Raw genomic sequence first — 26,065 nt, 5'->3', positions numbered from 1 at the left:
ATCCGCTCCGAATGGACAACCTCCGGAAAGCTCACATCTAGCACTTTGAATTTGCGCATAATCCTTTCCGAAAATCGATTCCGATTTTCGGAGTTATGCGCTAGCTTCAGGGATAGTCCGCGCCGCAACTCCACAATCTCATCAGGTGTCCCATGAAGCTCCTTTGTTCGCCCGCCTCGCCCTATTCCAACAAGGTGCGGATGGCCGCGCATTTTCTGGCGCTGAAATTGAACGCCATCCGGGTCGACACCAATACCGGACCGGCGATCCTGCTGGACAACAATCCGCTCGGCAAGATCCCGACGCTGCTGACCGATGACGGACTCTCGATATTCGACAGCGTGGCGATCATGCATTATTTCGACCGGCTGACGAAGGGCGGGCTCTACCCTTCCAAGAAGGGCAAGCGCACGGATGCGGAAATCCTCGAGGCGCTCTGCGACGGCATCTGCGACTGCCTGCTGGCGATCGTCTACGAGCGGCGCTTCCGCGACGAGGAAAAAATTCACCAGCCGTGGATCGACAGGCAATGGAAGAAGGCGACGAGCGGGCTCGCTCATCTCGGCGCCAATCCACCGAAGCTTGGCAAGAAGCTCAATGGCGGGCATTTCGCGCTGGCCGCGACGCTCGATTATCTCGAGCTGCGCTTCAAGGACCAGTGGGAAGCCGATCATGCGCCGCTCACCGACTGGCTGCGGCAGTTCGACAAGAAATTCCCTGCCCATAGCGAACTCAAGTCCCAAGGCTGAGCGCGCTCAAAGCCCAGGGCTCAACGGCGGGAAGAGCAAACAGACAGCAAAAAGCCGGGCGACGTGCCCGGCTTTTTCATGCTTGAACGGATGGTCCGGCTTAGAACTTGACGCCGATACCGAGCTTGACGCTGTTCTCGTCGTAACCGCGCGAGAAGCTGCCGGAGTCGAGGTCGTAGTCCTTGCTCTGGTAGTCGGTGTAGCGATATTCCAAGCGCGTCGTGATGTTGTTGGTCACGAAGGCTTCGACGCCGGCGCCGACCGTATAGCCGAAGTTCGTCTTGCTTTCGTCCGAGGTGTCGTCGGAAACCTTGACGTCGCCGATGGCAAGACCGGCCGTGCCGTAGAGCAGGAAGGGGTTCATGTCGTAGCCGACGCGGCCACGGACAGAGCCGTTCCAGCCATACTTGTTCTTGACGCCGCCTGAGGAGACGTCGTCGCCGCTGTAGCCGAGATCGGATTCAACGCCGTAAACGATCTGGCCCTGCTGCCAGTTGTAGCCGGTGAAGACCTGGCCGCCGAAACCGTAGGTGTGGCGGTCGGAACCGAAGTCACCCATGTTGTAGGTGCCGGCGCCGCCGAGATAAAAGCCTTCCCAGTTGCCTGCCGGCTTGACCGGAGCGTCCTGGGCGACCGGTGCTTCCGGAACCTGGTCGACGGCATCGGCCGCCTGAGCTGCCGAGACGCCCGCAATTGCAAAAACGGAGGCCATGAGGCCAGCAATGAGTACACGCATACTTAGTCTCCTTTCGGTCCCGCGCCGCTTGTCAACTGTCTATCAGTGAAGCATTGGCGGGATATTGCCAGATGTCCCTTCCGGATCGAGACTGAAATTGGAACTCAAATGCGGATTTGAAAGAGCCAAATTGTGATATCATTGTGGCTGCCGCATGGCTGAAATTCGATGTTGCTTTGGCGCAACATACACTTCATTAACCATACTGAAGTGTTAAACTGAAAATACTTATTTTAAGAAATCGCATTCTTAAATAATACATAGAATATCCGGCTCTCGGACGCAACCGCAGCGGCCTATTTATATAATCTCCGTCGGCCCCTATATAGTCTGCAGACAGACTCGCGGGATCAGAAGGCAAGATTTTGAACCACAAAAGACTTCGCTCGGCCCTTATAACAGGGGCTGCTAAGAGAATAGGCCGGGCAATCGCCGAAGACCTTGCTGCAAATGGCTTTTCCGTTGCGATCCACGCGAACGGCTCCATCGGTGAGGCCGAAGAGCTGGTGGCGGAATTGCGGCGAAAGGGATATCGGGCGATCGCCCTACAGGCCGACCTCACCGATATCGGCGAAACGGGTGCCTTGGTCGCGAAGGCGTCGGAAGCGCTCGGGCCACTCGATCTGCTCGTCAATAATGCGTCGGTCTTCCAGCATGATTCCGCGCGCAGTTTCAATGCCGCCACCTGGGCTTTGCACTTCGACCTGCATGTCCGTGCGCCCTCTATTCTTGCGGCGGCCTTCGCGCAGCAGATGCCCGTTGAGGCGGCAGGGCTGATCGTCAATATCATCGACCAGCGGGTCTGGGCGCTGAGGCCCAGCTTCTATTCCTATACCCTCTCCAAATCCGCGCTGTGGACGGCGACACAGACGCTTGCACAGGCATTGGCGCCACGCATCCGCGTCAATGCCATCGGCCCCGGCCCCTCGATGCCGAGCGAGCGGCAGGCGATGGAGGACTTCCAAGCGCAGGTCTCAGCCCTTATCTTGCAGCGAGGGCCGGCGCTGGAGGAATTCGGACAAACGATTCGCTTCCTTTACGACACGCCCTCGATCACCGGCCAGATGATTGCCCTCGACGGCGGCCAGCACCTCGCCTGGCAGACGCCCGATGTGGCGGAGATTACGGAATGAACGGACGAAAGCTGCCGGATGGCGGCGTTCTCTACGACGAGACGGATGAGAGCGAAGACGATATCGAAGTGGAAGGCGACGTTTCCGCCGCCGCCCCGCTTGCGGCTGCGGTCGACTGGAATGCAGGCAGCCTCAATGAAACCGGGCTCGTCGGCGCGGAACTGATCGGCGAATTCGTCAAGCGGCTCCCCAACAGCCCCGGCGTCTACCGCATGTTCAACGCCGAGGGTGACGTGCTCTATGTCGGCAAGGCGCGCAGCCTGAAGAAGCGCGTCAACAATTACGCCGTCGGCCGCGTGCATTCCAACCGCATCGCCCAGATGGTGCGCCAGACGGCCAACATGGAATTCGTGACGACGCGCACGGAAACCGAAGCGCTGCTCCTGGAAGCGAATCTGATCAAGCGCTTGCGGCCGCGCTTTAACGTGCTTTTGCGCGACGACAAGTCGTTTCCCTATATCCTCATTACCGGCGACCACCGGGCGCCGGCGATCTTCAAGCATCGCGGTGCGAGAGCGCGAAAGGGCGACTATTTCGGACCATTCGCTTCGGCCGGCGCGGTCGGGCGCACGATCAACTCGCTGCAGCGCGCCTTCCTGATCCGCACTTGCACCGACAGCGTCTTCGAAACGCGCACGCGACCCTGCCTGCTCTACCAGATCAAGCGCTGTTCCGGGCCGTGCACCCATGAGGTCAGCGACGAGGGTTACGGCGAACTGGTGCAGGAGGCGAAGGACTTCCTGTCCGGCAAGAGCCAGAAGGTGAAGTCGCATATGGCCGAGGCCATGAACCAGGCGGCCGAGGACCTCGACTTCGAGCGGGCGGCAATCTATCGCGATCGGCTGGCCGCACTTTCGCACGTGCAGAGCCACCAGGGCATCAATCCGGCCGGTGTCGAGGAGGCTGACGTTTTCGCCATCCATCATGAGGGTGGCATCTCCTGCATCCAGGTGTTCTTCTTCCGCACCGGCCAGAACTGGGGCAACCGCGCCTATTTCCCGAAGGCCGATCCGCAGCTTTCGAGCGCCGAAGTGCTGAATTCCTTCCTCGCGCAATTCTACGACGACAAGCCCGTGCCGAAGCAGATCATGCTGTCGCAGACAGTCGAGGAGCTGGAGCTGCTTGCCGCAGCACTCAGCGAAAAGGCCGGCCACAAGGTCTCCATCCTGGTGCCGCAGCGCGGCGAGAAGCGGGATCTGGTCGACCATGTCGTCGGCAATGCACGCGAGGCGCATGGGCGAAAGCTTGCCGAGACGGCGTCGCAGTCGCGGCTGCTCGAAGGTTTCAAGGAAACGTTCGGGCTTGCCTATGCACCGCAGCGCATCGAGATCTACGACAACTCGCATATCATGGGCACCAATGCCGTCGGCGGCATGGTGGTCGCGGGGCCGGAAGGTTTCGTCAAGAACCAGTACCGCAAGTTCAACATCAAATCGACCGACATCACGCCCGGCGACGACTTCGGCATGATGAAGGAGGTGATGACGCGGCGTTTCTCGCGGCTGATCAAGGAGGAAGGCATTCCTGACCGGACGGTGCAGGCGGCCACACCCGACGCTGCCGACATGCCCTTCCCCACCTGGCCCGATGTGATCCTCATCGACGGCGGCCAGGGGCAGATGACGGCGGTGCGCGCCATCCTTACCGAACTCGGCATCACCGACAGCGTGATGGCGATCGGCATCGCCAAGGGTGTCGACCGCGAGGCCGGGCGCGAGCGCTTCTTCCCGCCGGGCCGCGAGAGCTTCACGCTGCCGCCGCGCGATCCGGTGCTTTACTTCGTCCAGCGCATGCGCGACGAGGCGCATCGTTTCGCGATCGGCTCGCACCGGGCGCGGCGCAAGAAGGAAATGATCAAGAACCCGCTCGATGAGATCGGCGGCATCGGCCCATCGCGCAAACGCGCACTGCTCCAGCATTTCGGCACGGCGAAGGCGGTTTCGCGCGCCGCCCTGTCCGACCTGATGGCGGTGGAAGGCATATCGGAAGCCGTCGCCAAGCAGGTCTATAACCATTTCCACGACGACGCCGCGAAATAACCGGCGTCCGTCGCAAATTCCACGCAAAGGCGGTGAAAAGACAGAAAGAATGTTGACGGTCCGCGGCCAAAGCCGTCATCTACCGCATCGGCCCGAAAATCGGAATCGACTTTCGGAAAGCTCGATGCGGATATTCTAAAGTGTTACAGCGTCCTTTGCGCGCCTGAAAAGACGCGCGGCGCTTTAGCGGCGCATCAATTCAGAGAAACGATCCCATGGCATCGCGTGCGTACAGCATTCCCAATCTTCTGACCTACGGTCGTATCCTCGCCGTACCGCTGATAGTTCTCTGCTTCTTCATCGAGGGCAGGCTGTCGATCAGCAACACGGCGCGCTGGGTGGCGCTGTGGATCTTCGTCATCGCCTCGCTCACCGATTTCCTCGACGGCTATCTCGCGCGCATCTGGAACCAGACGTCGAATATCGGCCGCATGCTCGATCCGATCGCCGACAAGCTGCTGGTCGCTTCGATCCTTCTGCTGGTCGCGGCCGACCAGACGATCGCCGGCTGGTCGATCTGGGCGGCGATCACCATTCTCTGCCGCGAGATCCTGGTTTCGGGCTTGCGCGAATATCTGGCGGCGCTGAAGGTCAGCGTACCGGTGACGCGGATCGCCAAGTGGAAGACGACGCTGCAGCTCGTCGCCATCGCCTTCCTGCTCGCCGGCCCGGCCGGCGACGAGATTTTCCCCTATACGACACAGACGGGCATCGCACTGCTGTGGATCGCGGCGCTGCTGACGATCTATACCGGCTACGACTATTTCCGCGCCGGCGTGAAACATATCGTGGATGACGAGGAATGACGCGGCTTGTCTATTTCGCCTGGGTGCGCGAGCGCATCGGCAAGGGCGAGGAGGAGATCGACCTCCCCTCCTCCGTCGTCACCGTTGCCGATCTCCTGAATCATTTGAAGACGCTGGGCGAAGAATATGAGACCGCACTTCAATATCCCGACGTGATCCGCGTGGCGCTCGACATGGAGCATGTCGAGCACGACGAGCCGATATCCGGCGCCCGGGAGATCGGGATATTTCCGCCGATGACGGGTGGGTGACTGGGATGAGATCGGATGCGGCATATTCCCCTCCCTTCTCCCCTCGGGGAGAAGGTGCCCGAAGGGCGGATGAGGGGGCCGCGGCCGCAGGTACTGCCCTTCGCTTGAGCTCAGTGCGTTCGCGGCTTTCGCCGCGCACCCTCCTCATCTGTCCTTCGGACATCTTCTCCCCGCTGGGGAGAAGGGGGAGGCTGTCGTGACCGCCACCCCCACCATCCGCGTCCAGCATGAGGACTTCGACCTGCAGGCCGAGGTCGATCTGCTCTCCAAGGGCAAATCCGGCATTGGCGCCGTTGTCACCTTTTCCGGCCTCTGCCGCGATGAAGGCGGCACGCTGGCGGCCCTCGAACTCGAACATTATCCCGGCATGGCCGAAGCGGAGATGCTGCGCATCGGCGATCTTGCCATCGCGCGTTTCGGACTTCTCGGCCTCACCGCCATCCACCGCTACGGAAAGATCGCAGCCGGCGAGAATATCGTGCTCGTCGTCGCAGCCGCACCGCACCGGCAGGCGGCGTTCGACGGCGCCAATTTTGTCATGGATTTCCTGAAGACTGCGGCCCCCTTCTGGAAGAAGGAGCACGCCAGGGATGGCGCCAGCGGCGATTGGGTCTCAGCGAAAGACGCCGACGACGCGGCGCGCGACAAGTGGAAATAAGTTAGAGAATAACACGCTCCCGGCGGCTCATCACCAAGAGCAGGACGAGCAGCGAAAAGATGACCAGATCCCGCCAGACGAAGGGGCCATAGGCGCCCCACATGGTTTCGACGACGGCAAGCCCGGCAGCGCCGCCTGCCGAGCGCAGCGGATCGGAGTAGCCGCCGACGGCTGCGATCAACAGGACCTTCAGTCCGAACATCAGGCCGGCGCCGAAATCCATCGAGCCGTAATAGAAGGTGGCGAGGATGCCGCAGATCGTGGCGACGAGGGCGGCTGCCGCATAGGCGACGAGAAAGACGCGATCGGCGCTCGTGCCACAGAGTTCGGCCGCCAGCGGGTCATCGGTAACGGCGCGCCAGACGCGGCCCCAGGCCGTGCGTCTGAGGATCAGCGTGCCCACAGCGACAATGGCAGACATCAGTACCGTGTTGATCAGCTGGATATGGGTGAGCGTCACTTTGAACAGCCCGTCGCTCCAGAAGACGACTGTGTCGTTCAGGAACGGCGGCAGCCAGATAGAGCGGGTATTGGCGGCAAGCCGGGCGGTCTCCATCAGTACGATCATGATGCCGAGGGCAGCGACGATGACCGTATTCGGCGATTTGTTGACCAGCGGCAGCATGATCGAGCGGCCGATCCATAGGCCCGCCGCCAGCGAATAGACGATGGAAGCACAGGCGCCGACGGCAAGGGCGGCCGGCAGCACCAGCCAAAACCTGACATAGGCGAGTTCGGTGAAGAGCAGCAGGATCTGGCCCGCAAAGGCAAAGATCGCCCCATAGGTGATGTCGGCCCGCTTCGTCACGCCGAAGGCGACGGCATAACCGAAGGCAAGCGCGGCATAGAGGGCGGCAAGCGGAACCGCATTCGCCAGCTGCTGCAGAAGATAGGCCATTCCGAACACTCCGCGTCATCAAAATTATAACTAGTAAAACCTATTTCACCAGTTATAATTTCATCATGAGCTTTTCCTGGACCCCTCACCGCTTTGCCGGCGGCGCGCTGGCGCTCGATGTCGTCAACAGCGTCGTTCTGCGCCACGATGCAACGCGGCGGATCGACCGCTTCGCGGTCAGGGATCAAATGCAGAGCTTTCCACGCGCCGCCGCCGAATTCTGCGCCGAGCGCGCCCTCTTCGGCGATATCGCGCCGGTGGCGGCGGAAAACGAAGCGGATTTCATCGCACTGCGGGAAGCGATCGACCTCTATTTCCGCAAGCGTATACTGAATGGCGGCGACGACCAATTGCTGGCCAGGCTGCTGCAAGCGCTGGCGAAGGCGTTGCGCGACGCAAGCCCCGGCAGCCTGGCCGCGGCGACCGCCCATTCGGCACTGCGGCTGATCGCCATGCCCGATCCGGAACGCATGAAGATCTGCGGCAATTGCGGCTGGCTGTTCATCGACCGCAGCAAGAACAGGAGCCGGGCCTGGTGCGACATGGCGGTGTGCGGCAACCGCACCAAGGCGAACCGTCACTATCGCCTCAAGAAGGAGGAGACGCCATGAGAAACTATTGGATCGTGATGGCGGCGGCGGCCGCCCTTCTGCTTTCCGCCTGCCAGCGCCAGGCTGAAAACCTGGTCGAGGTCACCGGCCATCTCTTCGTCTTCAACTATCGGGTGGCGAGCGCCACCTATCTGCTGACGCTGAAGAAGACCGGGCCTATCCCCGATGGTTCGGTCATCATCGCCGAATTCGAAAATCCGCAGGGGGGCGATCCGCTGGTGCTGAACCAGAAGATCTACCCGATCGACGACAAGATCGCGCTGCAGAGCGAAAAACTGCACTGTGTGCGCAAGGACCGCCCCTATTCCGTGAGTGTCCGGCTGGTCGACAAGGATGGCAAGGTGCTGCAGGAATTGAAGACGCAGTTCCGGTCCGACCTAGACCAGACCGTCCTGCCGAGCAAACCGCTCGTCCTCGGCGCGCTTTATGACAAGAACCCGGAGGTCTTCAAGCCTGACGGCAGCGTCGATTTCTCGAATACCGACAAATGCCCGGCATAGAGAAATGCATAGAAAAAGCCGGGGCGTGGCCCCGGCTTTCGAGAGTCAATTCAAGGCATTGCCGGCGAATGCCTCAGCCGACGATTTCGGTATCGGAGAACCAGTACTTGATTTCCTGGGCAGCCGTTTCCGGAGCATCCGAGCCGTGAACGGAATTTTCGCCGATCGACAGAGCATGAACCTTGCGGATCGTGCCTTCGTCAGCGTTTGCCGGGTTGGTGGCGCCCATGATCTCGCGGTTCTTGAGGATCGCGCCTTCGCCTTCCAGCACCTGGACGATGGTCGGGCCGGAGGTCATGCCTTCGACCAGCTCGCCGAAGAAGGGGCGGTCCTTGTGAACGGCGTAGAAGCCTTCGGCTTCGCGACGGCTCATCCAGACGCGCTTGGAAGCGACGACACGCAGGCCGGCATCTTCGAGCATCTTGGTGATGGCGCCCGTCAGGTTGCGCTTGGTTGCATCCGGCTTGATCATCGAGAAGGTGCGTTCAATCGCCATAGTCAAATCCTCTGTTTTCTCGGGAAAAGTGGGCGGTCTTTACCCGCCCCAACGCCCGAAAACAAGAGGTCGGCGGCAATTTCACGCCGCTGTCACAGTCCTGCCGCGGCTTTGGTGGAGATCGAGGCAGCGTTCGAACCAGGCCATGACGGGATCGTCAGCGGCTAGCATGGCGAGACCGGCGGAGACACGCAGCCATTGCAGCGCGCCGAAGACGATATAGTCGGCAAAGAGCGGTGTCTGGCCGCCGATGAAGGGTTGGAATTTCAGCATGTGCCGAAGCGGCTCCAGCTTGGCACCGAGGGCGGCCTTCTCCACCTCGCTATCGGCGGCAACCACCTCCAACGGCTTGCCGAGCCGAGTCTCCCGGCTTTCGCGGAAATAGGCCTTGTCTCCCTCGTCGAGGTTCGCATGGATGTCGAGAAGGGCGATGCGCATGATCGCCGGATGGATGATCATCTGCGAATAGCCTTCCACCATCCGCGACAACGCCTTGCCGCCCTCGCCGTTGAACAGTGACGGCCGCTCGGGATAGGCCTCCTCCAGATAGAGGGCGATGTCGAAACTGTCGGAGACCAGCCGGCCATTGTCGTCGAGAACCGGCACGATCGACGAGACGCCGCCACCGATCGCGCGGATGCGGGCATAGGTCGTCGGAATCTCCTCGAAATCGAGGCCCTTATGCGCCAGCGCCATCACCGCCTTCCAGCAATGGGGCGAAAAGAAGCGCCGCTCGTCGGCGCCGCAGAGGGAATAGAGGGCTCTGGTCATGACAGTCCTTTCGAGATCGCAGCTCTATCCATTCCACGACAGAAAGCGGCTGCGATCAAATCAGGAAATTTCATGGCGTCATCACTCGGCTTTCTAGGGAAACCGGCTAGACTGCCGATACGATACGGGAGGGGACAGGATGCTCAGACATTACAGGATGTTCGCCGCCTATAATCGCTGGGCCAACACGCAAGTCTATGCGGCTGCGGCCGAACTCAGCGATGCAGAATTCCGCAGCGACCACGGCGCTTTTTTCGGTTCGCTGCATCGCACGCTCAATCATCTGATCGTCGCCGACCGGATATGGATGAAGCGCTTCACCGGCACCGGCGAAGCGCCGGGGACACTCGATGCCGTGCTCTTCGAAGATCTGGATGCGCTTGCCGCCGCACGCAAAATCGAGGACGAGCGTATCATTGCCTGGACGGGCATGCTGGACGAGAAAACCCTCGCCGCCGACTTCACCTATGTGCCGGTGACGCAGCCGATCAAGATCACCCAGCCGCTGGCTCCGGCGCTCGCGCATCTCTTCAACCACCAGACCCATCATCGCGGCCAATGCCACATGACGCTGACGGCGCTCGGCAAGCCGAGCCTCATGCTTGATCTCATCTACTTCCTGCGGAGCGGGCCGCGAGTGGATGTGAGGCCCGATCCGAATTAGAAAGTGAGAACATGATGCCATCCGGAAAACCGCTCACACTTTTCGGCATCATGTTCCGGCCATCAAGACTGAATTAACCGCCTTTGCCGGTTCTGCCGCCGATCCAGGGCTTCCCCGTTGAAAATTCAGCCTCTCTTAAACGCTTGCGGGCATAGCGTGATGTGAGAGATGAGGCCGGGCCGCGAGGGATCGTCATGCAGAATGCAAGCGCAAACGCACTGGTGCCGCGCGAGGCGGCACGCCCGGCGCCGATGGCGGACATTCAGAAGATCGCCCAGCACATGGCGCGCCTGAACGTCGTCGCGCTGCCGCGCAATTACGAACTCTTCCACGAGGCGATCGTCGGGCTCAATGCCGGCCTTGCACAGGATATCGCAGCACTCGGACCGCAGCCGCAGCAGCCGATGCTCGACGAACTCGGCCTGAAATATCGCCTCGTCGGTCATTGCGGACTGGCGGGCGAAACATCACGCAACGAGGCGAGCCGGATGCTGCGCGACGTGGCGGAAAGGCTTGCCGAAGGGTTGAAGCATAAGAACGCCTTTGCGCGCGCCTGCGGTACGATCCTGAAATCCGTTTCCGGCCATGACGATCAGAGCCTTGCCGCCTTCCTCAGCGAGATCGACTACCTCACTGCTTCGCTTTCGACCGTTCTTGCGGCGGAGATGGAAATCGGCGCGAAGCTGCAGGACGATATCAAGACGCTGGAAACGCTGGAGCGCGGTATTTCGGCGATGCAATCGGCCGCCATCGCCGACAGGATCACCGGACTTCCGAACCGCATCGCGCTGAACCGGACGATCGCCGATCTCTACGAGCGGGAAGAAGGTGCCGCCGGCAGCGCGCTGATCATGGTCGATATCGACAATTTCACCGATCTCAACGACAAATATGGCACGCAGGCAGGCAACAAGCTCCTGAAGAAGCTCGCCGGACTCCTCCAAAAGTCGATCAAGAAAAACGATTTCATTGCCCGCACCGAGGGTGACGAATTCGCCCTCTTGTTTTCCAATGTTGGCATGAAGGATGCAATTGCTATCGCCGACCGCCTGCGCGCCTCCGTCGAGGACAATCTGGTCTTCGCGACATCCGACAAGACCGATCGCGGCAGGCTCACCATCTCGATCGGCGTGGCGCTCAGCACCGATGCTGCAACACCAGGACAGTTGCAGGCCAATGCCCGCGTGGCGCTTCTCGCCGCGCAATCGAACCCTCGACTGCCGGTGCAGGCTTTCGGCCGCTGAAGCGGCGGACACGTGTTCTGGCCGCGGGACAAGCAAGCTTGCCAGCGCACAAGCAAGCTTGTCGTGGGACAAGCAAGCTTGTCCCGGGGATAAGCGCTCTTGCCTTGGCGAGCGCTTTCGGCCAAAACGCCGCCATGATCACGCTCACCGACATTTCCGCCCGCATCGCCGGGCGCCTGCTTCTCGACAATGCCAGCGTTTCGCTGCCTTCAGGCACGAAGGCCGGGCTCGTCGGGCGCAACGGCGCCGGCAAGTCCACGCTTTTTCGCGTCATCACCGGCGATCTCGGCTCGGAGAGCGGAACGGTGTCGATCCCGAAAGCCGCACGCATCGGCCAGGTGGCGCAGGAAGCGCCTGCGACCGAAGACGCGCTGATCGAGATCGTGCTTGCCGCGGACAAGGAACGTACCGCCCTCGTTGCCGAGGCGGAAACGGCGACCGACCCGCACCGCATCGCCGAAATCCAGATGCGCCTCGTCGATATCGACGCGCATTCGGCCGAAGCGCGTGCGGCGAGCATTCTTGCCGGCCTCGGCTTCGACAAGGCGGCGCAAGCCCGCCCCGCCTCCTCCTTCTCCGGCGGCTGGCGCATGCGCGTCGCCCTTGCCGCCGTGCTGTTTTCGGAGCCGGATCTGCTTCTGCTCGACGAGCCGACCAATTATCTCGACCTCGAAGGCACGCTGTGGCTGGAAGACTATGTCAGGCGCTATCCGCACACCGTCATCATCATCAGCCACGATCGCGACCTGTTGAACAATGCGGTCAATGCGATCGTCCATCTCGACCAGAAGAAGCTCACCTTCTATCGCGGCGGATATGACCAGTTCGAGCGGCAGAAGGCGGAAGCCGACGAGTTGCAGACGAAGGCCAAGGCCAAGAACGACGCGGCGCGCAAACATCTGCAGGGCTTCATCGATCGCTTCAAGGCCAAGGCCTCCAAGGCTCGGCAGGCACAATCGCGCGTCAAGGCGCTCGAGCGCATGGGAACGGTCGCCGCGGTGATCGAGGATCACGTCCAGCCGATCACTTTTCCCGAGCCGGAAAAGCAGCCGGCCTCGCCGATCGTCGCGATCCAGAGCGGCGCCGTCGGTTACGAGCCCGGCAATCCGATCCTGAAGAACCTCAATCTTCGTATCGACAATGACGACCGCATCGCCCTGCTCGGCTCGAACGGTAACGGCAAATCGACTTTCGCCAAATTCATCTCCGGCCGACTTGCGCCGGAGAGCGGTGAAGTGAAGATCGCGCCGAGCCTGAAGATCGGCTTCTTCGCGCAGCACCAGCTCGACGACCTCATCCCCGAGCAATCGCCGGTGGAGCATGTGCGCCGGCTGATGCCCGGTGCGCCGGAGGCCAAGGTGCGCGCCCGCGTCGCGCAGATGGGGCTTGCGACCGAGAAAATGGCGACGGCCGCCAAGGATCTTTCCGGCGGCGAAAAAGCCCGCCTGCTGATGGGGCTTGCCGCCTTCAATGCGCCGAACCTGCTGATCCTCGACGAGCCGACCAACCACCTCGACATCGACAGCCGCCGCGCGCTGATCGAGGCGCTGAATGACTACGAAGGCGCCGTCATCCTGATCTCGCACGATCGCCATCTGATCGAGGCGACGGTCGATCGGCTGTGGCTGGTCAATGGTGGCACGGTGACGACCTTCGAAGGCGATATGGACGAATATCGCGACCTCATCGTCACATCCGGTAAAAAAAAAGAAGAAAAGCCGCAGCTAATTGAAGACGCGACGTCGAAGGCCGACCAGCGCAAGCTCAATGCCGAACGTCGCGCCTCGCTGACGCCGCTCAGGAAAAAGATCAACGAAATCGAATCCTTGACGGCGAAGCTGGAGAAACAGATTCAGGCGCTTGACGCGGAACTTGCGGATCCGTCCCTTTACGAGAAGACGCCCGCTAAAGCCGCCGAGAAGGCAAAACAGCGCGGCGAAGCTGCGGCGAAACTGGCTGCCGCCGAGGAAGACTGGCTGCTGCTGTCGGCCGAATACGAAGAAGCGATGGCGGGATAGCCACAGGTCTTAGAACAGGATGATTTTAGGCGGGATCGGCCTAAAATCTGAATCCTATTCTAAATTAAAGAGTTAGAGCATGATGTCGCCCGAAAACCGCTCACACTTTTCGGCATCATGCTCTAGCGAAAGCGTGGCGAGGTGCCGCGCATCAACACAATTCCGGCCGCTATCAACCGATCGTTAACCATAATCCGAAAGGTTGTCTCAACATTCGTTACCGATTTGTTGAGCCCTTTCCATGTATCGTTTTTTCGTTCTGTCCTGCATAGCCCTCACGGCCGCCCTCTCCGCCTGCAGCACCACCAGACAAGCCGCTCCCGATACCACGATCAAGACCTCCTCGGTGATCGCGCCCGAAGAGCGGAAACTTGCCTATGCCGGCGACGATGCGACGCCGCGCCTTGCCGGCCCGCACCATCTGGCCGGACGGACACTGGAGGTCTCCTCGCTCGCCGATCTCAAGCTACAGGGCAAGGAGGTGATCCTCAGCTTCGACGATGGCCCGATCCCCGGCCGGACCGACAAGGTGCTGGCAATCCTCGACCAATTCGGCGTCAAGGGCGCCTTCATGATGGTCGGCGAGATGGCCGAGATGCATCCGGCGCTCGCCCGCAAGGTCGCCCAGGACGGCAACACGATCGGCAGCCACACCTATGATCACGCCAACCTCGATTCACTGAGTTTCGACGCGGCGATGGCCGAGGTGATCAAGGGCGAATTGGCGGTGACCAAGGCGACCGGAACCGATGTCTCCTTCTTCCGCTTCCCCTATCTTGCCGAGAGCCACAGGCTGCGCGCCGCGGTCGCCATGCGCGACATGGTCGTCATGGATGTCGATATCGACAGCAAGGACTACTTCACCACGACGCCGGTCTCCATAACGCAGCGGACGATGAACCTCTTGCACAAGCGCGGCCGCGGCATCATCCTGATGCATGACATCCACAAACGCACGGCGACGATGCTGCCGACCCTGCTCTCGAAACTCGAGACCGAAGGCTACAAGGTGGTGACGCTGAAATTCAAGAAGACCGAGGTGCCGAACACCGTCGTCGCCTCGGCCGATTTCGTGACGACCCGTTAAGGCTGCGGGTTGCCAAGTTGGGATCGGCTGCCTAGATCAGTGCGACGTCAATGGAAGCAGGCAAGTCGGATATGAACCTCCATCTCGAAACGGACGACGATCCGCGCACCCGCCAGTTTATCGACGAGCACAACCGGGTTTCCGACGCGGCACTGAGAACACCTGAATTCGAGAGGGATCGCGATGCGATCAAGGCGCTGATCGAGCGGCAGGACAGGCTGATCGTTCCGATGCGCCGCGGCGAGTGGCTGTTCGATTTCCGCCAGAGCAAGGACAATCCTCTCGGCGTCTGGCTCCGCCTGGCGGCGGACCAGGAGCCGCTTCCCGACGCCGCCTGGGAGCCGGTCTTCGATCTCGACGCCTTCTGCGTGAGGGAAGGCAAGCGCTGGAACTGGCGCGGCGTCGTCACCTGCCCATGGGAACCCACGCGAGTGCTGCTCACACTTTCGGACGGCGGCTCCGACCTTCTCCGCCTGCTCGAATTCGATGCCGGGCTGAAACAGGTCGTCGTGGGCGGCTTCGATAGCCCGGCCGCACGATCGCATGCCACTTGGCTGAACCGCGACGAAATCTGCTATTTCGGTTCCATCGACCGATTTTCGGCAACCCGTTCCGGGTGGCCGCGAGTCGGGCGGCGATTGAAGCGCGGGCAGCGACCGGAAGATGCCGCCGTCATGTTCGAAGCAGCAGATGAGGACGTCTACGGCTTCAATCTCGTCATCGACCCTGCTCTATCAGGCGCTTCGCCGGATCACGGATTGATCGACATTTTCGTCGCCGCCCACGAGATCGGCGTCGCCAGCGCTTTCCTGATCGCCAACGACGGCACGCGGCAGCGCATCGATCTGCCAGCCGATGCCGATTTCCAGTTCAATCGCGATCATTGCCTTTGGCGGGCAAAGACCGATGAGCGCGTTGCGACCGGCAGCCTCGTACTGCAACGCTTCGGTCCTGCCTCGGAGACGGCCCTGCTCGGGCCGGAGCGGATCCTGTTTTAGCCTGGCGAGGGCCAGTCCATCTCGCAGATGATACTGATGCGCGAGTGGTGCGTCTTCATCATTTCCGACCGGCTGCGCCCGCGTCTCATGGTGCTGGACCTGACAAGGCCCGATTCCGAGCAGCGCGAGATCGCGTTGCCGGCAGACATGCAGACCGCTCATTTCAGGCCGCTCCATGCGGATCTGCATCTTGGCGACGATACGCTCTACATCGTCGGCCAGGGTTTCCTGCAGCCTCCGGCCTGTTACCGCCTTGAGCTCTCGGATCGCAGCAAGCAGGCCGAGCCGATTTTCGTCGCCGCGGCGCCGAGCTATTTCGATGCGACCGATATGTCATCCGAACTGCTGGAGGCTGTTTCCGAGGACGGAACGAGGGTTGCTTATCGGCTGGTCCTGCCGAAGCAATGGACCAAGGGCGCGCTGCCGGTCCTGCTGTACGGCTATGGCGGCTTCGATGTTTCGCTGTCGCCGAACTATTCCGGCGTGACAGGACGCTGGCTGGAGCAAGGCGGTGCCTATGTGCAGGCCTATATCCGCGGCGGCGGCGAATTCGGGCCTGACTGGTATCGCAGCGCCAAGCGGCAGGGGCGAGACCGGGCGTTTGCCGATTTCGTCGCCATCGCCCGTGATCTCGTCGCCCGCGGCTACACCGTGCCGTCGCGGATTGCCTGCCAGGGCGGCAGCAATGGCGGTCTGCTGACCGGCGTGATGCTGACGCGCTATCCCGATGATTTCGGCGCCGTCTGGTGCCAGGTGCCGGTCCTTGACATGACACGCTTCCACCTGTTCAGCGCAGGGCAAGCCTGGATGGACGAATACGGCGACCCGGAGACGCCGGTGGACCGGGATTTCATGCTCGGCTATTCGCCGCTTCACAATGTCAGGCCGGCGACCGAGGTCACCTATCCCCCTATCTACGTCGAAAGCTCAGCCAATGACGACCGTGTGCATCCCTCGCATGCGCGCCGCTTTGCCGCGCGGCTGGAGCAAGAAGGACACCGGCCGCTCTTCCATGAATTCGGCTCCGGCGGGCATGGCGGCGACGGCAATTCCGAAGAGCGCGCCGCCCGCGCAGCGATGGGTTACAGCTTCCTTCGCCAAACCATCATGCGATAGGATGCCATAGAATGGAGGAGGAGAGCTTGTCGGCGCGCCTCTTTCTGAATACAAACACGGCAATAATCATACTTTTCATACAGGCTCGAGCGAAACACCATGTCTCCTATCAATCTCGCCATCGTCGGCGTCGGCAAGATCGTCCGCGACCAGCACCTTCCCTCCATCGCCAAGAACCCGGATTTCGCGCTCGTCGCCACGGCAAGCCGCCACGGCACAGTCGAAGGCGTCAAGAGCTATACGACGATCGAGGCGATGCTCGACGCCGAGCCCTCGATCGATGCCGTTTCGCTCTGCATGCCGCCGCAATACCGCTACGAGGCAGCCTATAAGGCGCTCGTCGCCGGCAAGCACGTCTTCCTGGAAAAGCCGCCCGGCGCGACGCTGAGCGAAGTGGCCGATCTCGAAGCGCTGGCGAGCAAGCAGGGTGCGTCGCTCTTTGCCAGCTGGCATTCGCGCTATGCGCCGGCCGTCGAGGCCGCCAAGGCATTTCTTGCCTCGACGACGATCAAAAGCGTGCATGTGATCTGGAAGGAGGATGTCCGCCACTGGCATCCGAACCAGGATTGGATCTGGCAGGCCGGCGGCCTCGGCGTTTTCGATCCCGGCATCAACGCGCTGTCGATCGTCACCCATATCCTGCCGCGGCCGATCTTCATCACCGAGGCCGTGCTCGAATTTCCCGAGAATCGCGATGCGCCGATCGCGGCCGACATTCGCTTCCGCAATGCCGACGGCCTGCCGGTTCACGCCGAATTCGACTGGCGCCAGACCGGCAAGCAAAGCTGGGACATCGTCGCGGAGACGGCAGCCGGCCAGATGGTGCTCGCCGAGGGCGGCGCCAAGCTTTTGATCGACGGCGCGCTGACATTCGCCGAGCCGGAGCAGGAATATCCCTCGCTCTACCGTCGCTTCGCCGAAATCATCAAGGCCGGCAAATCGGATGTCGACCTCGCGCCGCTGCGCCACGTCGCCGACGCCTTCATGCTCGGCAAGCGGAAATTCGTCGACGCGTTCCACGACTGAGCGTCGTAATAACGTCATAGAAACCGGCAAGATTTGCCGGCTTATGGCAATTGTGTTCGGGGGCAGCCGCTCATGAGCAACAAAATCCGCCGCAACGGCCGATTTTTCCGCGTGTTGAAGATTGGCATCCTTGTGGTGCCGCTTCTCGGCCTTGCAGCATGTTCGGGCGAACAGGCCGTCATGCCTCCTGATGCACCGGGCGTTTCCCGATCCGAGGAATATTCCTTCGGATCGGCGACCCAGGCTCAGGATTGGCAGGCCACCCGCAAGGTGTTGGGCCAACTGGAAGGGCGGTTCGGAGAGAAGTCCGTGCGGATACTGGCCCGCAATCTCGCCAGCACCACCGACCCGCAGACCATCAAGGCCTATTATGCCGACCGCCTTGTCCATCAAGCCGGCTGGGCAGAAATGCCGGTCAGCACCTTTGCCGACAAGGCGTGGGCATTCGCTTTTGTCAGTCCGAATGGAAAGCGGGTTTTGGCAGTGGAGGCGCTCAATCCGTCGGAAGGTGTGGGAGGGATCGTCCCCCTCAACATCCTGACGAACCTCGACGAGGACAAAGGGTCGTAGGGATAACGGCTTCCGCCGGCCGGTGAGAACGAAGTTGGAAGGTTTCATGCGGCATTCGAAGTGTTACCGCTGTAGTGTCGTCGCAAAACGGTCAGGCCTTCTTCTCCCACCGCCCCTCTGACGTCTGCTGCCAATAGGTGAGGTTATGCCCCTCGCCTTTCAGCTTCTTCCACTGCGCACGGGCGGCTTCCAGCTGCTCCTGATCGTGACCATCGAACATGAAGACGATGCGCTCATAGGCATCGGCCGGCGGCGGCTCGGCGCCGTCGACGATGAAACGCACGGTCGCTGCATTGGCATTGTCTGGCGTCACCGTCAAAAGCACCGGCTGGCTTTCGGAGAAGTCCGCCTCGTCGGTGCCGTGCGGCAGGAAGCTCTCCTCGCGGAAAGTCCAAAGATGCTGATCGAGAGCATCGCGTCGCGCCGGCTCACGCGTCTGGACGACAACGCGCCAGCCGCGCTCGACGCTTTTGTCGATGAGCGGCGGAAGCGCGTCCTCCAGCCTGGTTTCGGTCAGATGATAGAAGAGAACGTCCGTCATCAGGATTCATAATGGGCGCGAACGAGCTCGTCGAGCAGGCGCACGCCAAAACCGGAACCCCAGGACTGGTTGATCTCGTCCTGCGGCGAGCCCATCGCCGTGCCGGCAATGTCGAGATGCGCCCAAGGCGTCTCCTGCACGAAGCGCTTGAGGAAATGCGCGGCCGTGATCGAGCCGGCCTGTCGGCCGCCGGTGTTCTTCATATCAGCGAACTTGCTGTCGATCAGCTTGTCGTAATCCCTGCCTAGCGGCATGCGCCAGAGCTTCTCATTGCTCGAAAGGCCGGCTGCCGTCAGTTGGGCGGAAAGCTGGTCGTCATTGGAGAACAGGCCGGCATGCACATTGCCGAGCGCGACGACGATCGCCCCGGTCAGCGTGGCGAGATTGATCATGAACTGCGGCTTGAAGCGGTCGTTGCAGTACCAGAGCGCATCGCAGAGCACGAGGCGGCCCTCGGCATCGGTGTTGATCACCTCGATTGTCTGGCCCGACATTGACGTGACGATGTCGCCTGGACGCTGGGCGTTACCGTCGGGCATGTTCTCGACCAGGCCGATGATGCCGACCGCGTTGACGGCGGCCTTGCGGGAGGCGAGTACATGCATGAGGCCGGTGACGGCGGCGGCACCGCCCATATCGCCCTTCATGTCCTCCATGCCAGCGGCCGGCTTGATCGAAATGCCGCCGGTATCGAAGACGACACCCTTGCCGATGAAGGCGACGGGACGATCCTTGCCCTTGCCGCCCTTCCACTGCATGACCGCCAGGCGCGGCGGGCGCACGGAGCCCTGGGCGACGCCGAGAAGGGCGCCCATCCCAAGGCGGCGCATCTCCCGCTCCGTCAGGATTTCCACTTCGACGCCGAGCTTTTCCAGCTCCTTTGCCTTGGCGGCGAACTCGACGGGGCCGAGCACGTTCGGTGGTTCGTTGACGAGATCACGGGCAAGATTGACGCCGCCGGCAATCGCTTCGGAATCGGAAAACGCCTTCTTGGCACCGCCAGGATCGGCGGTGACGATCGTCACCTTGACGGATTTCGCCGGCTTCTCCTCCTCGTCGCCCTTCTTCGTCTTGTAGGTATCGAAGCTATAGGCGCGCAGCAGCATGCCGAGCGCGAAATCGGCCGCTGCCCGCGCGCTCGTCTCAAGCCCGGGCACGTCGATGAAGACAGCAGCCTTGTCGGTATTCTTGATTCTCGATGCCGCAGCACCACCGGCCTTCAGCCAGTCATGGGCAGTGAGTTCGGCGGCCTTGCCCAGCCCGATGACCACGATGCGCTCGACGGGCGCGCCTTCGGGGGCGACAATATCGAGCGCGCCCATGGATTTCGCGGAGAATCGGGCGATCCTGGCAGCCTTGGCGATCACGCCTGCCGGGTCGACCGCTTCGGCGCCGGCAGCGCTGTCGGCCTCCGCAGTCTTCAACAGGATCGCCAGGCCGCCATTGAGCTTTGCCGACTTCGAGAATGAAATTTCCATCTTTACTGACATGTCTTCTCCGCTGGGATTCTTTGAAATCCGTCCCTCGCGGATAATTTCGCGTTTGGCGGGTCTGTCAATGGCTTGCGACAATTGTTATGGTCGCCCGCGGCCATCATGGCCCTCATGTTTTCGTCAGTTTCGTAGATATTCGCGTTGACAGTTTTTTCGAAAAATCGATGGCGGGACCTGGCAATCCGCCTGCCGAAAACGACTTTCGGTGCATTCATGCTGCTGTTTTGGACGTGGTGGGCGCTGCTTGTGGTCTTCCGCGCCTTCCCCGGAATAGACATCTATTTTTCCCAGCTTTTTTTCGTGGGTGCAGATTGCGACGCGACGGCCGCCACCGGGAGCATCTGCGGCAGCTTTCCCTATCGCGACGTCGCGACCTTCGACCTGCTGCGCACGGTCTTCTTCCGCCTGCCCTATGTGATGGCGATCGTGATGCTGTGGAAACTCGTCGAATGCTACCAGCAGCACGGCGCGACCTTCAACGCCGAGCGGGCGCAAAAGCTCAAAGTCGCGCTCGGAACGCTGCTGATCGGGCCGGTGCTGCTGGTCAATGTCGTCCTGAAGGAACATTGGGGCCGGCCGCGGCCGATACAGACGGACATTTTCGGCGGTGCGCTGCATTTCGTCGAGGCCGGTTCGCTTGCCGGAAAATGCGTTTCGAACTGTTCGTTCATCTCGGGCGAGGCAGCAAGCGCCGGCTGGCTCATCTGCCTTCTGCTCTTCGTTCCGAAACCCCTGCGTTATGCGCTGGCGGCGCCTGTGGCGGCGATCTCGATCCTCACCCCGGCGATGCGGCTATCCTTCGGCGCGCACTACCTTTCCGACGTCGTTCTTGGATGGCTTTCGTCGCTCGTCGTCTTCGCCGCGTTGCTGGCGTTAACTGAGTCGCAACAGCATCAAAAAAATTCTGAAATTTGAATGAATTTTTGACACCAGCTTGTCGCAAAAGCGCGACAAAGAGCGTAGAGGGATTCTCCTGCAAAGCCGTTTGGGCGTGCAGGTGCTTTCAAGGGCAGGCATGAAACTACTCGAGACATACATATTGCGGCGCGTCGGCCAGATGTTTCTCGTGGCGCTCCTGCCCGTTCTGGCGATCATTTGGACGACACAGGTTCTGCAGCGCATCAATCTGGTCACCGACAGCGGCCAGTCGATCGGCACGTTCGCCAAGCTGGCGACGATGATCCTGCCGTCGATCATTCCCGTCGTGCTGCCCTTCGCCCTCGTTATCGCGATCACCCAGACGCTGACGACGATGAACAACGATTCCGAGCTCACCGTCATCGACGCGGCCGGGGCGCGGCGCAGCGTGCTGATCCGACCGATCCTGCTGCTTGCCGCCGTCATCAGCGTCTTTTCCTTCTTCGTCGACAACGTCGTCGAGCCGCGCGCAAAGACCGTCGTGCGCCAGATGATCGCCGAGACCTATGCTGACCTCCTCTCTTCGGTGATCGAAGAAAAGACCTTCCGCAAGCTTGATGAAGGCCTTTATGTGCAGATCTCGAAGCGGATGGCCGGCCGCATGCTGAAGGGCCTTTTCGTCGCCGACGAGCGCGACCCGGCCTACGAACTGATCTATTATGCGAAGGAAGGCGCCGTCGACGATACGGGCACGACGCTGATCATGCATCAGGGCGAAGTGCACCGCAAAACGCCCGATGGCAACGTCTCGGTCATCAATTTCGATTCCTATTCCTTCGACCTCTCGGACATGACGGAGAATCGCGGTCAGGCGACGCTGCGTGCCAGCGACCGCGACCTGTGGTTTCTGTTCAATCCAGATCCGGCCGACAAGGACTATACGATCCGGCCGCAGAGCTACCGCGCCGAACTGCACCGCCGGCTGACGGACTGGATCCTGCCCGTCGTCTTTACACTGTTTTCACTGGCGATCGCCGGCGATGCGCGCTCGCACCGCGAAGCGCGGCTGCATCCGATGGTGAGCGCGCTTGCCTATGCCTTCGCGATGCGATGGGCGGCCTTCTACGCGGCCAATCAGATCGACACCGACCCTGAATATATCGTCGTCCTCTACGCCATTCCGATCGTCAGCAGCATCGTCTCGATCGTCTTCCTCGGCCTGCACAAACGACTGGTCATGCCTTCGTTCATTCGGGACCGGATTTCGTCCTTCTGGAGAGGGATGCAGGAAAGGCTGCTTGCCGCGACCGGCAGGACCGGCGGGGGCGCTGCCCAATGATGTTCGGGACATTGTCGCGTTATTTCTTTCGCCGCTACCTGGTGACGACGGGCTGGTTCCTGATCGGCGTCTCGGCGATTTCCTTCCTCCTCGATTTCAGTGAGACGGCGGGCCGCATGTCCGGACTTCCCGGCTACACGATCGGCGGCGGCGTCCTGATGACCGCGGTGCGCCTGCCGCTCATCCTGCAGCAGACAGTGCCGTTCATCGCTCTCTTCGTCGGCATGACGGTGCTGATCGGGCTCAACCGCAAATATGAACTCGTCGTCACGCGCGCAGCCGGCATTTCGGTCTGGCAGTTCATGTTCCCCTTCATCGCCGGCTCGCTGGCGCTCGGCCTGTTGACGATGGCGGCGTTGAACCCGCTTGCCGCCTGGGGACAGCGCCAGGCGCTGCTGGTCGAATCCGACTGGCGCGGCGAGAACGCGGTTTTGCGCAAGGCGCCGCAGATTCCGTGGCTGCGCCAGATCAGCGGCCGGGACGATGTCATCATCGGCGCGCAGACGGTCCAGGAGAACGGAACCAAGCTGATCGACGCCGTGCTGATCCATTTCGATTCAAGCGGTCAGGTCATTCTGAGACAGGACGCCGCCACGGCAAAATTGGAAGATGGTTACTGGCAACTTAACAACGTTGTCGAGCGCAGGCCTGGCGAAATCCCCGTGCGCAAAGCTTCGGTTCAACTTCGCACCAATCTGAAACAGGACTTCGTCCAGGAGCGGCTGACAGCGCCGGAAACAATTGGTTTCTTTGACCTTTCCAACCGGATTGCGGCGGCCAAATCCTTCGGCATCTCGACCAAGGCGCTGGAGACGCAATTCAACTCCCTGTTGTCCCAGCCATTGCTGCTGGTGGCCATGACTTTCATTGCTGCAACAGTGTCCCTAAAATTTAGCCGGTTCAACCAATCCCGCTCCGTGATTCTGGGTGGCATCCTTTCGGGCTTCATGCTTTATGTCATCACCGTGCTTGTAAAGGCATTCGGAAGCAGTGGAGTCGTGCCCCCCTTCGTGGCGACGTGGATACCGGTGGTCGTCGCGCTGGCCTTGGGTGCGACTATTCTGCTTCATCAGGAGGACGGCTAGTGGCGGCAGGCGACCGCAAGTATTTTAGTAAACAGTTGGTTGCCCTGCTTGTCGGCGCGGCTTTATGTTCCTATTTCGGCAGCGCCCCGGCCTCTTTCGGCCAGGCCAGCGCGCCCGAACAAAATATAGAGAAGAAGATTCCCGAAGGGGCCAAGCTTCTGCTTTCGGCCAATGAACTGGTCTATAACCGTGACGCCGATCTGGTGTCGGCGGTCGGCGGCGTGCAGATCAATTATGCCGGCTACAAAATGGTCGCGCAGAAGGTCGAGTACAATCAGAAGACCGGCCGGATGATGGCGATCGGCAATATCGAGCTGGTCAGTCCCGACGGCAACCGCATCTATGCCGACAACCTTGACGTGACGGACAATTTCGCCGACGGGTTCATGAACTCGCTGCGGATCGAAACCGCCGACAATACGCGTATTGCCGCCGAAACCGGCGAGCGCGTCGGCGGCACCAAGATGATTCTCAACAAGGGCGTCTACACGGCCTGCCTTCCCTGCGCCGAAGATCCGAAGCGCGCGCCCTTCTGGCAGGTCAAGGCCCAGCGGGTGATCCAGAACGGCGAGACGCATACGATCCGTCTGGAGAGAGCGCGCTTCGAGTTGCTCGGCCATCCGATCGCCTTCCTGCCGTTCATCGAAGTTCCCGACAATACAGTGAAACGCAAGTCGGGCTTTCTCTTCCCGACGATGAGCCTGTCGCAGAATCTCGGCTTCGGTCTTTCCGTTCCTTATTACTATGTGATCTCGCCAAGCATGGACGCGACGGTCACCGCCACGGGCTACACCGCCCAGGGCTTCCTCATCGAAGGCGAATTTCGCCAACGCTTCGAAAATGGCACGCATATTCTGCGCGTCGCCGGCATCGACCAGGCAAAGCCGGGCAACTTCAGCTCCGGCACCAGCGATGCCGAAGCCGGCCAGCGTGGCATGGTGACATCGAAGGCCGAATTCCGCATCAATCCGCGCTGGACGTTCGGCTGGGACGTCATGATGCAGAGCGACAACAATTTCTCGAAAACGTACAAACTCCGCGGCCTGACCGGTACGGATCGGACCAACCAGATCTACCTGACGGGACTTGGGAAACGCAATTATTTCGACATGCGGGCGTTCTATTTCGACGTCCAGGATGCCGACCGGACGAACACCGCCGAAAAACAGCAGGCGATCGTCTATCCGTCGCTCGACTATCACTACGTGGCGCCGCAACCGCTTGCAGGCGGCGAGCTTTCGGCTGATGTCAACCTGACGAATATTTCGCGCACCCATGACGACTTCTATACCGTCGACGGCTTCGACCGCTTCCGCGGCCTGAAGGGACAAACCTCGCGGCTGACTGCCGAGCTGCAGTGGAAGCGCACTTATGTCACGCCGACCGGCTTGGTGATCACGCCACTGCTGGCCGCGCGCGGCGATGCCTTCGCGCTGAACATGGACGACCCCACAGGTTACGCCGGCAACTACGACGACGGCAATTCAGCCACCCGCTCGATGTTCACCGCCGGGCTGGAGATGCGTTATCCGATCCTGATGACGACGGACAATAGCACCCATATCCTCGAGCCGATCGCACAGATCTATGCCCGCCCCGACGAGCAGTTGGCAGGCCGCCTGCCGAACGAGGATGCGCAGAGCTTCGTCTTCGACGCCACCTCGCTGTTCGACCGCGACAAATTTTCGGGCTACGACCGCGTCGAAGGCGGGACCCGCGCCAATGTCGGCATCCAGTACACCGGTACATTCGACAGCGGTTACAAGCTGCACGGCATCTTCGGCCAGTCTTACCAGATCGCCGGCCAGAACTCGTTTGCGACCGATGATCTCGTCAATGTCGGCGCGGATTCGGGCCTTGAAACCGACCGCTCCGATTATGTCGGCCTTGGCGGCGTCGAAACACCGTACGGCGTTTCCGTCGCAGCCTCCTACCGGCTCGACGAAAAAGATTTCGAATTCCGCCGCGGCGATCTGACGACGGCCTACCAGAACGACACCTTCGCGACGCAGCTGACCTACACCCATCTCAGCGCCCAGCCGGCATATGGCTTTGCCGAAGACAATGACGAGATCCAGACCAACAGCAGCGTCAAGTTCAAGGATTACTGGTCGATCTTCGGCGGCATTGCCTGGGATCTGAACAATGATGTGATCAGCCGGCGGACGATCGGCCTCTCTTATGACGACGAATGCACGATCTTCACGATCGCCTATACGGACAGCAGAGATTCCGACGACGAGTCGGGAAGCGACTGGACGATCGGCGCACGGCTGACCTTCCGCACGCTCGGCGACATCAAGATCGGTTCCGACACCCTCGAATGACGGGCGATCGGCGCAAACATGGCCTGAAGCCATTCTTTCGCCGTAAGCCTG

23 protein-coding genes and 2 pseudogenes are annotated in these 26,065 nt (G+C 61.1%); 19 read left to right on the top strand and 6 right to left on the bottom strand.

The window, feature by feature from the left end:
* The first annotated feature begins 152 nt into the window (after positions 1 to 152).
* On the top strand, positions 153 to 749 hold the full coding sequence (locus J3P73_RS08910) for a glutathione S-transferase (RefSeq protein ID WP_207579886.1): 597 nt from the start codon (positions 153 to 155) through the stop codon (positions 747 to 749).
* Between the two features lie 100 nt (positions 750 to 849).
* Here the strand turns inward: J3P73_RS08910 and J3P73_RS08905 are convergent, their stop codons facing one another.
* Positions 850 to 1,485, bottom strand: a complete 636-nt coding sequence (locus J3P73_RS08905; RefSeq protein ID WP_018070534.1) for an outer membrane protein — start codon at positions 1,483 to 1,485, stop codon at positions 850 to 852.
* Positions 1,486 to 1,850: 365 nt separating this feature from the next.
* Here J3P73_RS08905 and J3P73_RS08900 point away from each other — a divergent pair, with 365 nt between their 5' ends.
* The 5 genes from J3P73_RS08900 (at position 1,851) to J3P73_RS08880 (ending at position 6,372) form a co-directional block, all read left to right on the top strand.
* Positions 1,851 to 2,618 carry an SDR family oxidoreductase gene (locus tag J3P73_RS08900; protein WP_018070535.1) on the top strand — a complete coding sequence of 256 codons (768 nt, stop codon included), beginning with the start codon at positions 1,851 to 1,853 and terminating at the stop codon, positions 2,616 to 2,618.
* Positions 2,615 to 4,657: an excinuclease ABC subunit UvrC gene (gene uvrC / locus J3P73_RS08895; RefSeq protein ID WP_018070536.1), complete on the top strand. Its 2,043-nt coding sequence runs from the start codon at positions 2,615 to 2,617 to the stop codon at positions 4,655 to 4,657. The genes J3P73_RS08900 and uvrC overlap by 4 nt, the downstream gene beginning before the upstream one ends.
* Before the next feature lie 215 nt (positions 4,658 to 4,872).
* Positions 4,873 to 5,463: a CDP-diacylglycerol--glycerol-3-phosphate 3-phosphatidyltransferase gene (pgsA, locus tag J3P73_RS08890; protein ID WP_003547103.1), complete on the top strand. Its 591-nt coding sequence runs from the start codon at positions 4,873 to 4,875 to the stop codon at positions 5,461 to 5,463.
* Positions 5,460 to 5,714, top strand: coding sequence for a molybdopterin converting factor subunit 1 (gene moaD / locus J3P73_RS08885; protein WP_017959832.1), 255 nt, complete (start codon positions 5,460 to 5,462; stop codon positions 5,712 to 5,714). The genes pgsA and moaD overlap by 4 nt, the downstream gene beginning before the upstream one ends.
* Before the next feature lie 196 nt (positions 5,715 to 5,910).
* Positions 5,911 to 6,372 (top strand): molybdenum cofactor biosynthesis protein MoaE, encoded by a 462-nt coding sequence (locus J3P73_RS08880; RefSeq protein ID WP_018070537.1) that lies wholly within the window; start codon positions 5,911 to 5,913, stop codon positions 6,370 to 6,372.
* A gap of 1 nt (position 6,373) precedes the next feature.
* Here the strand turns inward: J3P73_RS08880 and J3P73_RS08875 are convergent, their stop codons facing one another.
* On the bottom strand, positions 6,374 to 7,270 hold the full coding sequence (locus J3P73_RS08875; RefSeq protein ID WP_018070538.1) for a branched-chain amino acid ABC transporter permease: 897 nt from the start codon (positions 7,268 to 7,270) through the stop codon (positions 6,374 to 6,376).
* A gap of 65 nt (positions 7,271 to 7,335) precedes the next feature.
* On the opposite strand from J3P73_RS08875, the gene J3P73_RS08870 reads away from it, so the two are divergent.
* Positions 7,336 to 7,881, top strand: coding sequence for a CGNR zinc finger domain-containing protein (locus J3P73_RS08870; RefSeq protein WP_018070539.1), 546 nt, complete (start codon positions 7,336 to 7,338; stop codon positions 7,879 to 7,881).
* Positions 7,878 to 8,381, top strand: coding sequence for a hypothetical protein (locus J3P73_RS08865; protein ID WP_018070540.1), 504 nt, complete (start codon positions 7,878 to 7,880; stop codon positions 8,379 to 8,381). Before J3P73_RS08870 ends, J3P73_RS08865 begins: the two co-directional genes overlap by 4 nt.
* A 73-nt stretch (positions 8,382 to 8,454) precedes the next feature.
* Here the strand turns inward: J3P73_RS08865 and ndk are convergent, their stop codons facing one another.
* Positions 8,455 to 8,877 (bottom strand): nucleoside-diphosphate kinase, encoded by a 423-nt coding sequence (ndk, locus tag J3P73_RS08860; RefSeq protein WP_003547097.1) that lies wholly within the window; start codon positions 8,875 to 8,877, stop codon positions 8,455 to 8,457.
* Positions 8,878 to 8,958: 81 nt separating this feature from the next.
* A complete protein-coding gene (locus tag J3P73_RS08855; RefSeq protein ID WP_207579885.1) occupies positions 8,959 to 9,648 on the bottom strand; it encodes a glutathione S-transferase family protein in 690 nt (229 codons plus the stop codon).
* 139 nt (positions 9,649 to 9,787) lie between these two features.
* Here J3P73_RS08855 and J3P73_RS08850 point away from each other — a divergent pair.
* The 7 genes and pseudogenes from J3P73_RS08850 (at position 9,788) to J3P73_RS08820 (ending at position 18,371) form a co-directional block, all read left to right on the top strand.
* Positions 9,788 to 10,295: pseudogene (locus tag J3P73_RS08850) on the top strand (DinB family protein).
* Between the two features lie 211 nt (positions 10,296 to 10,506).
* The gene (locus J3P73_RS08845; protein WP_032995671.1) at positions 10,507 to 11,556 is read left to right on the top strand and encodes a GGDEF domain-containing protein; all 1,050 of its coding nucleotides are present in this window, start codon (positions 10,507 to 10,509) and stop codon (positions 11,554 to 11,556) included.
* Between the two features lie 134 nt (positions 11,557 to 11,690).
* Positions 11,691 to 13,574 carry an ABC-F family ATP-binding cassette domain-containing protein gene (locus J3P73_RS08840; protein ID WP_207579884.1) on the top strand — a complete coding sequence of 628 codons (1,884 nt, stop codon included), beginning with the start codon at positions 11,691 to 11,693 and terminating at the stop codon, positions 13,572 to 13,574.
* Positions 13,575 to 13,815: 241 nt separating this feature from the next.
* Positions 13,816 to 14,661 carry a polysaccharide deacetylase family protein gene (locus tag J3P73_RS08835; RefSeq protein ID WP_130655128.1) on the top strand — a complete coding sequence of 282 codons (846 nt, stop codon included), beginning with the start codon at positions 13,816 to 13,818 and terminating at the stop codon, positions 14,659 to 14,661.
* A 71-nt stretch (positions 14,662 to 14,732) separates the two neighbouring features.
* A pseudogene (locus tag J3P73_RS08830) lies at positions 14,733 to 16,775 on the top strand (prolyl oligopeptidase family serine peptidase).
* 99 nt (positions 16,776 to 16,874) lie between these two features.
* Positions 16,875 to 17,801, top strand: a complete 927-nt coding sequence (locus J3P73_RS08825) for a Gfo/Idh/MocA family protein (protein WP_130655126.1) — start codon at positions 16,875 to 16,877, stop codon at positions 17,799 to 17,801.
* 72 nt (positions 17,802 to 17,873) lie between these two features.
* Entirely contained in the window at positions 17,874 to 18,371 is a 498-nt protein-coding gene (locus J3P73_RS08820) for a hypothetical protein (protein WP_018070547.1), read from the top strand.
* Between the two features lie 91 nt (positions 18,372 to 18,462).
* Here J3P73_RS08820 and J3P73_RS08815 read toward each other — a convergent pair whose 3' ends face one another.
* Both J3P73_RS08815 and J3P73_RS08810 read right to left on the bottom strand, forming a co-directional pair.
* The gene (locus J3P73_RS08815) at positions 18,463 to 18,912 is read right to left on the bottom strand and encodes a DNA polymerase III subunit chi (protein ID WP_018497277.1); all 450 of its coding nucleotides are present in this window, start codon (positions 18,910 to 18,912) and stop codon (positions 18,463 to 18,465) included.
* Positions 18,912 to 20,402 carry a leucyl aminopeptidase gene (locus J3P73_RS08810; protein WP_018070549.1) on the bottom strand — a complete coding sequence of 497 codons (1,491 nt, stop codon included), beginning with the start codon at positions 20,400 to 20,402 and terminating at the stop codon, positions 18,912 to 18,914. Before J3P73_RS08810 ends, J3P73_RS08815 begins: the two co-directional genes overlap by 1 nt.
* A 144-nt stretch (positions 20,403 to 20,546) precedes the next feature.
* On the opposite strand from J3P73_RS08810, the gene J3P73_RS08805 reads away from it, so the two are divergent.
* The 4 genes from J3P73_RS08805 to J3P73_RS08790 all read left to right on the top strand — a co-directional run bounded on the left by J3P73_RS08805 (position 20,547) and on the right by J3P73_RS08790 (position 26,014).
* A complete protein-coding gene (locus J3P73_RS08805; protein ID WP_164592675.1) occupies positions 20,547 to 21,320 on the top strand; it encodes a phosphatase PAP2 family protein in 774 nt (257 codons plus the stop codon).
* 100 nt (positions 21,321 to 21,420) lie between these two features.
* The gene (lptF, locus tag J3P73_RS08800; RefSeq protein ID WP_164592677.1) at positions 21,421 to 22,602 is read left to right on the top strand and encodes an LPS export ABC transporter permease LptF; all 1,182 of its coding nucleotides are present in this window, start codon (positions 21,421 to 21,423) and stop codon (positions 22,600 to 22,602) included.
* Complete coding sequence (lptG, locus tag J3P73_RS08795; RefSeq protein WP_130655122.1) at positions 22,599 to 23,687, top strand: LPS export ABC transporter permease LptG; 1,089 nt, start codon at positions 22,599 to 22,601, stop codon at positions 23,685 to 23,687. The genes lptF and lptG overlap by 4 nt, the downstream gene beginning before the upstream one ends.
* Complete coding sequence (locus tag J3P73_RS08790; RefSeq protein ID WP_018070553.1) at positions 23,687 to 26,014, top strand: LPS-assembly protein LptD; 2,328 nt, start codon at positions 23,687 to 23,689, stop codon at positions 26,012 to 26,014. Before lptG ends, J3P73_RS08790 begins: the two co-directional genes overlap by 1 nt.
* Positions 26,015 to 26,065 lie beyond the last annotated feature (51 nt).

The sequence above is a fragment of the Rhizobium ruizarguesonis genome, from assembly GCF_017357285.1.
Taxonomy (GTDB): Bacteria; Pseudomonadota; Alphaproteobacteria; order Rhizobiales; family Rhizobiaceae; genus Rhizobium; species Rhizobium ruizarguesonis.
This window is presented reverse-complemented; position numbering and strand designations above follow the sequence as displayed.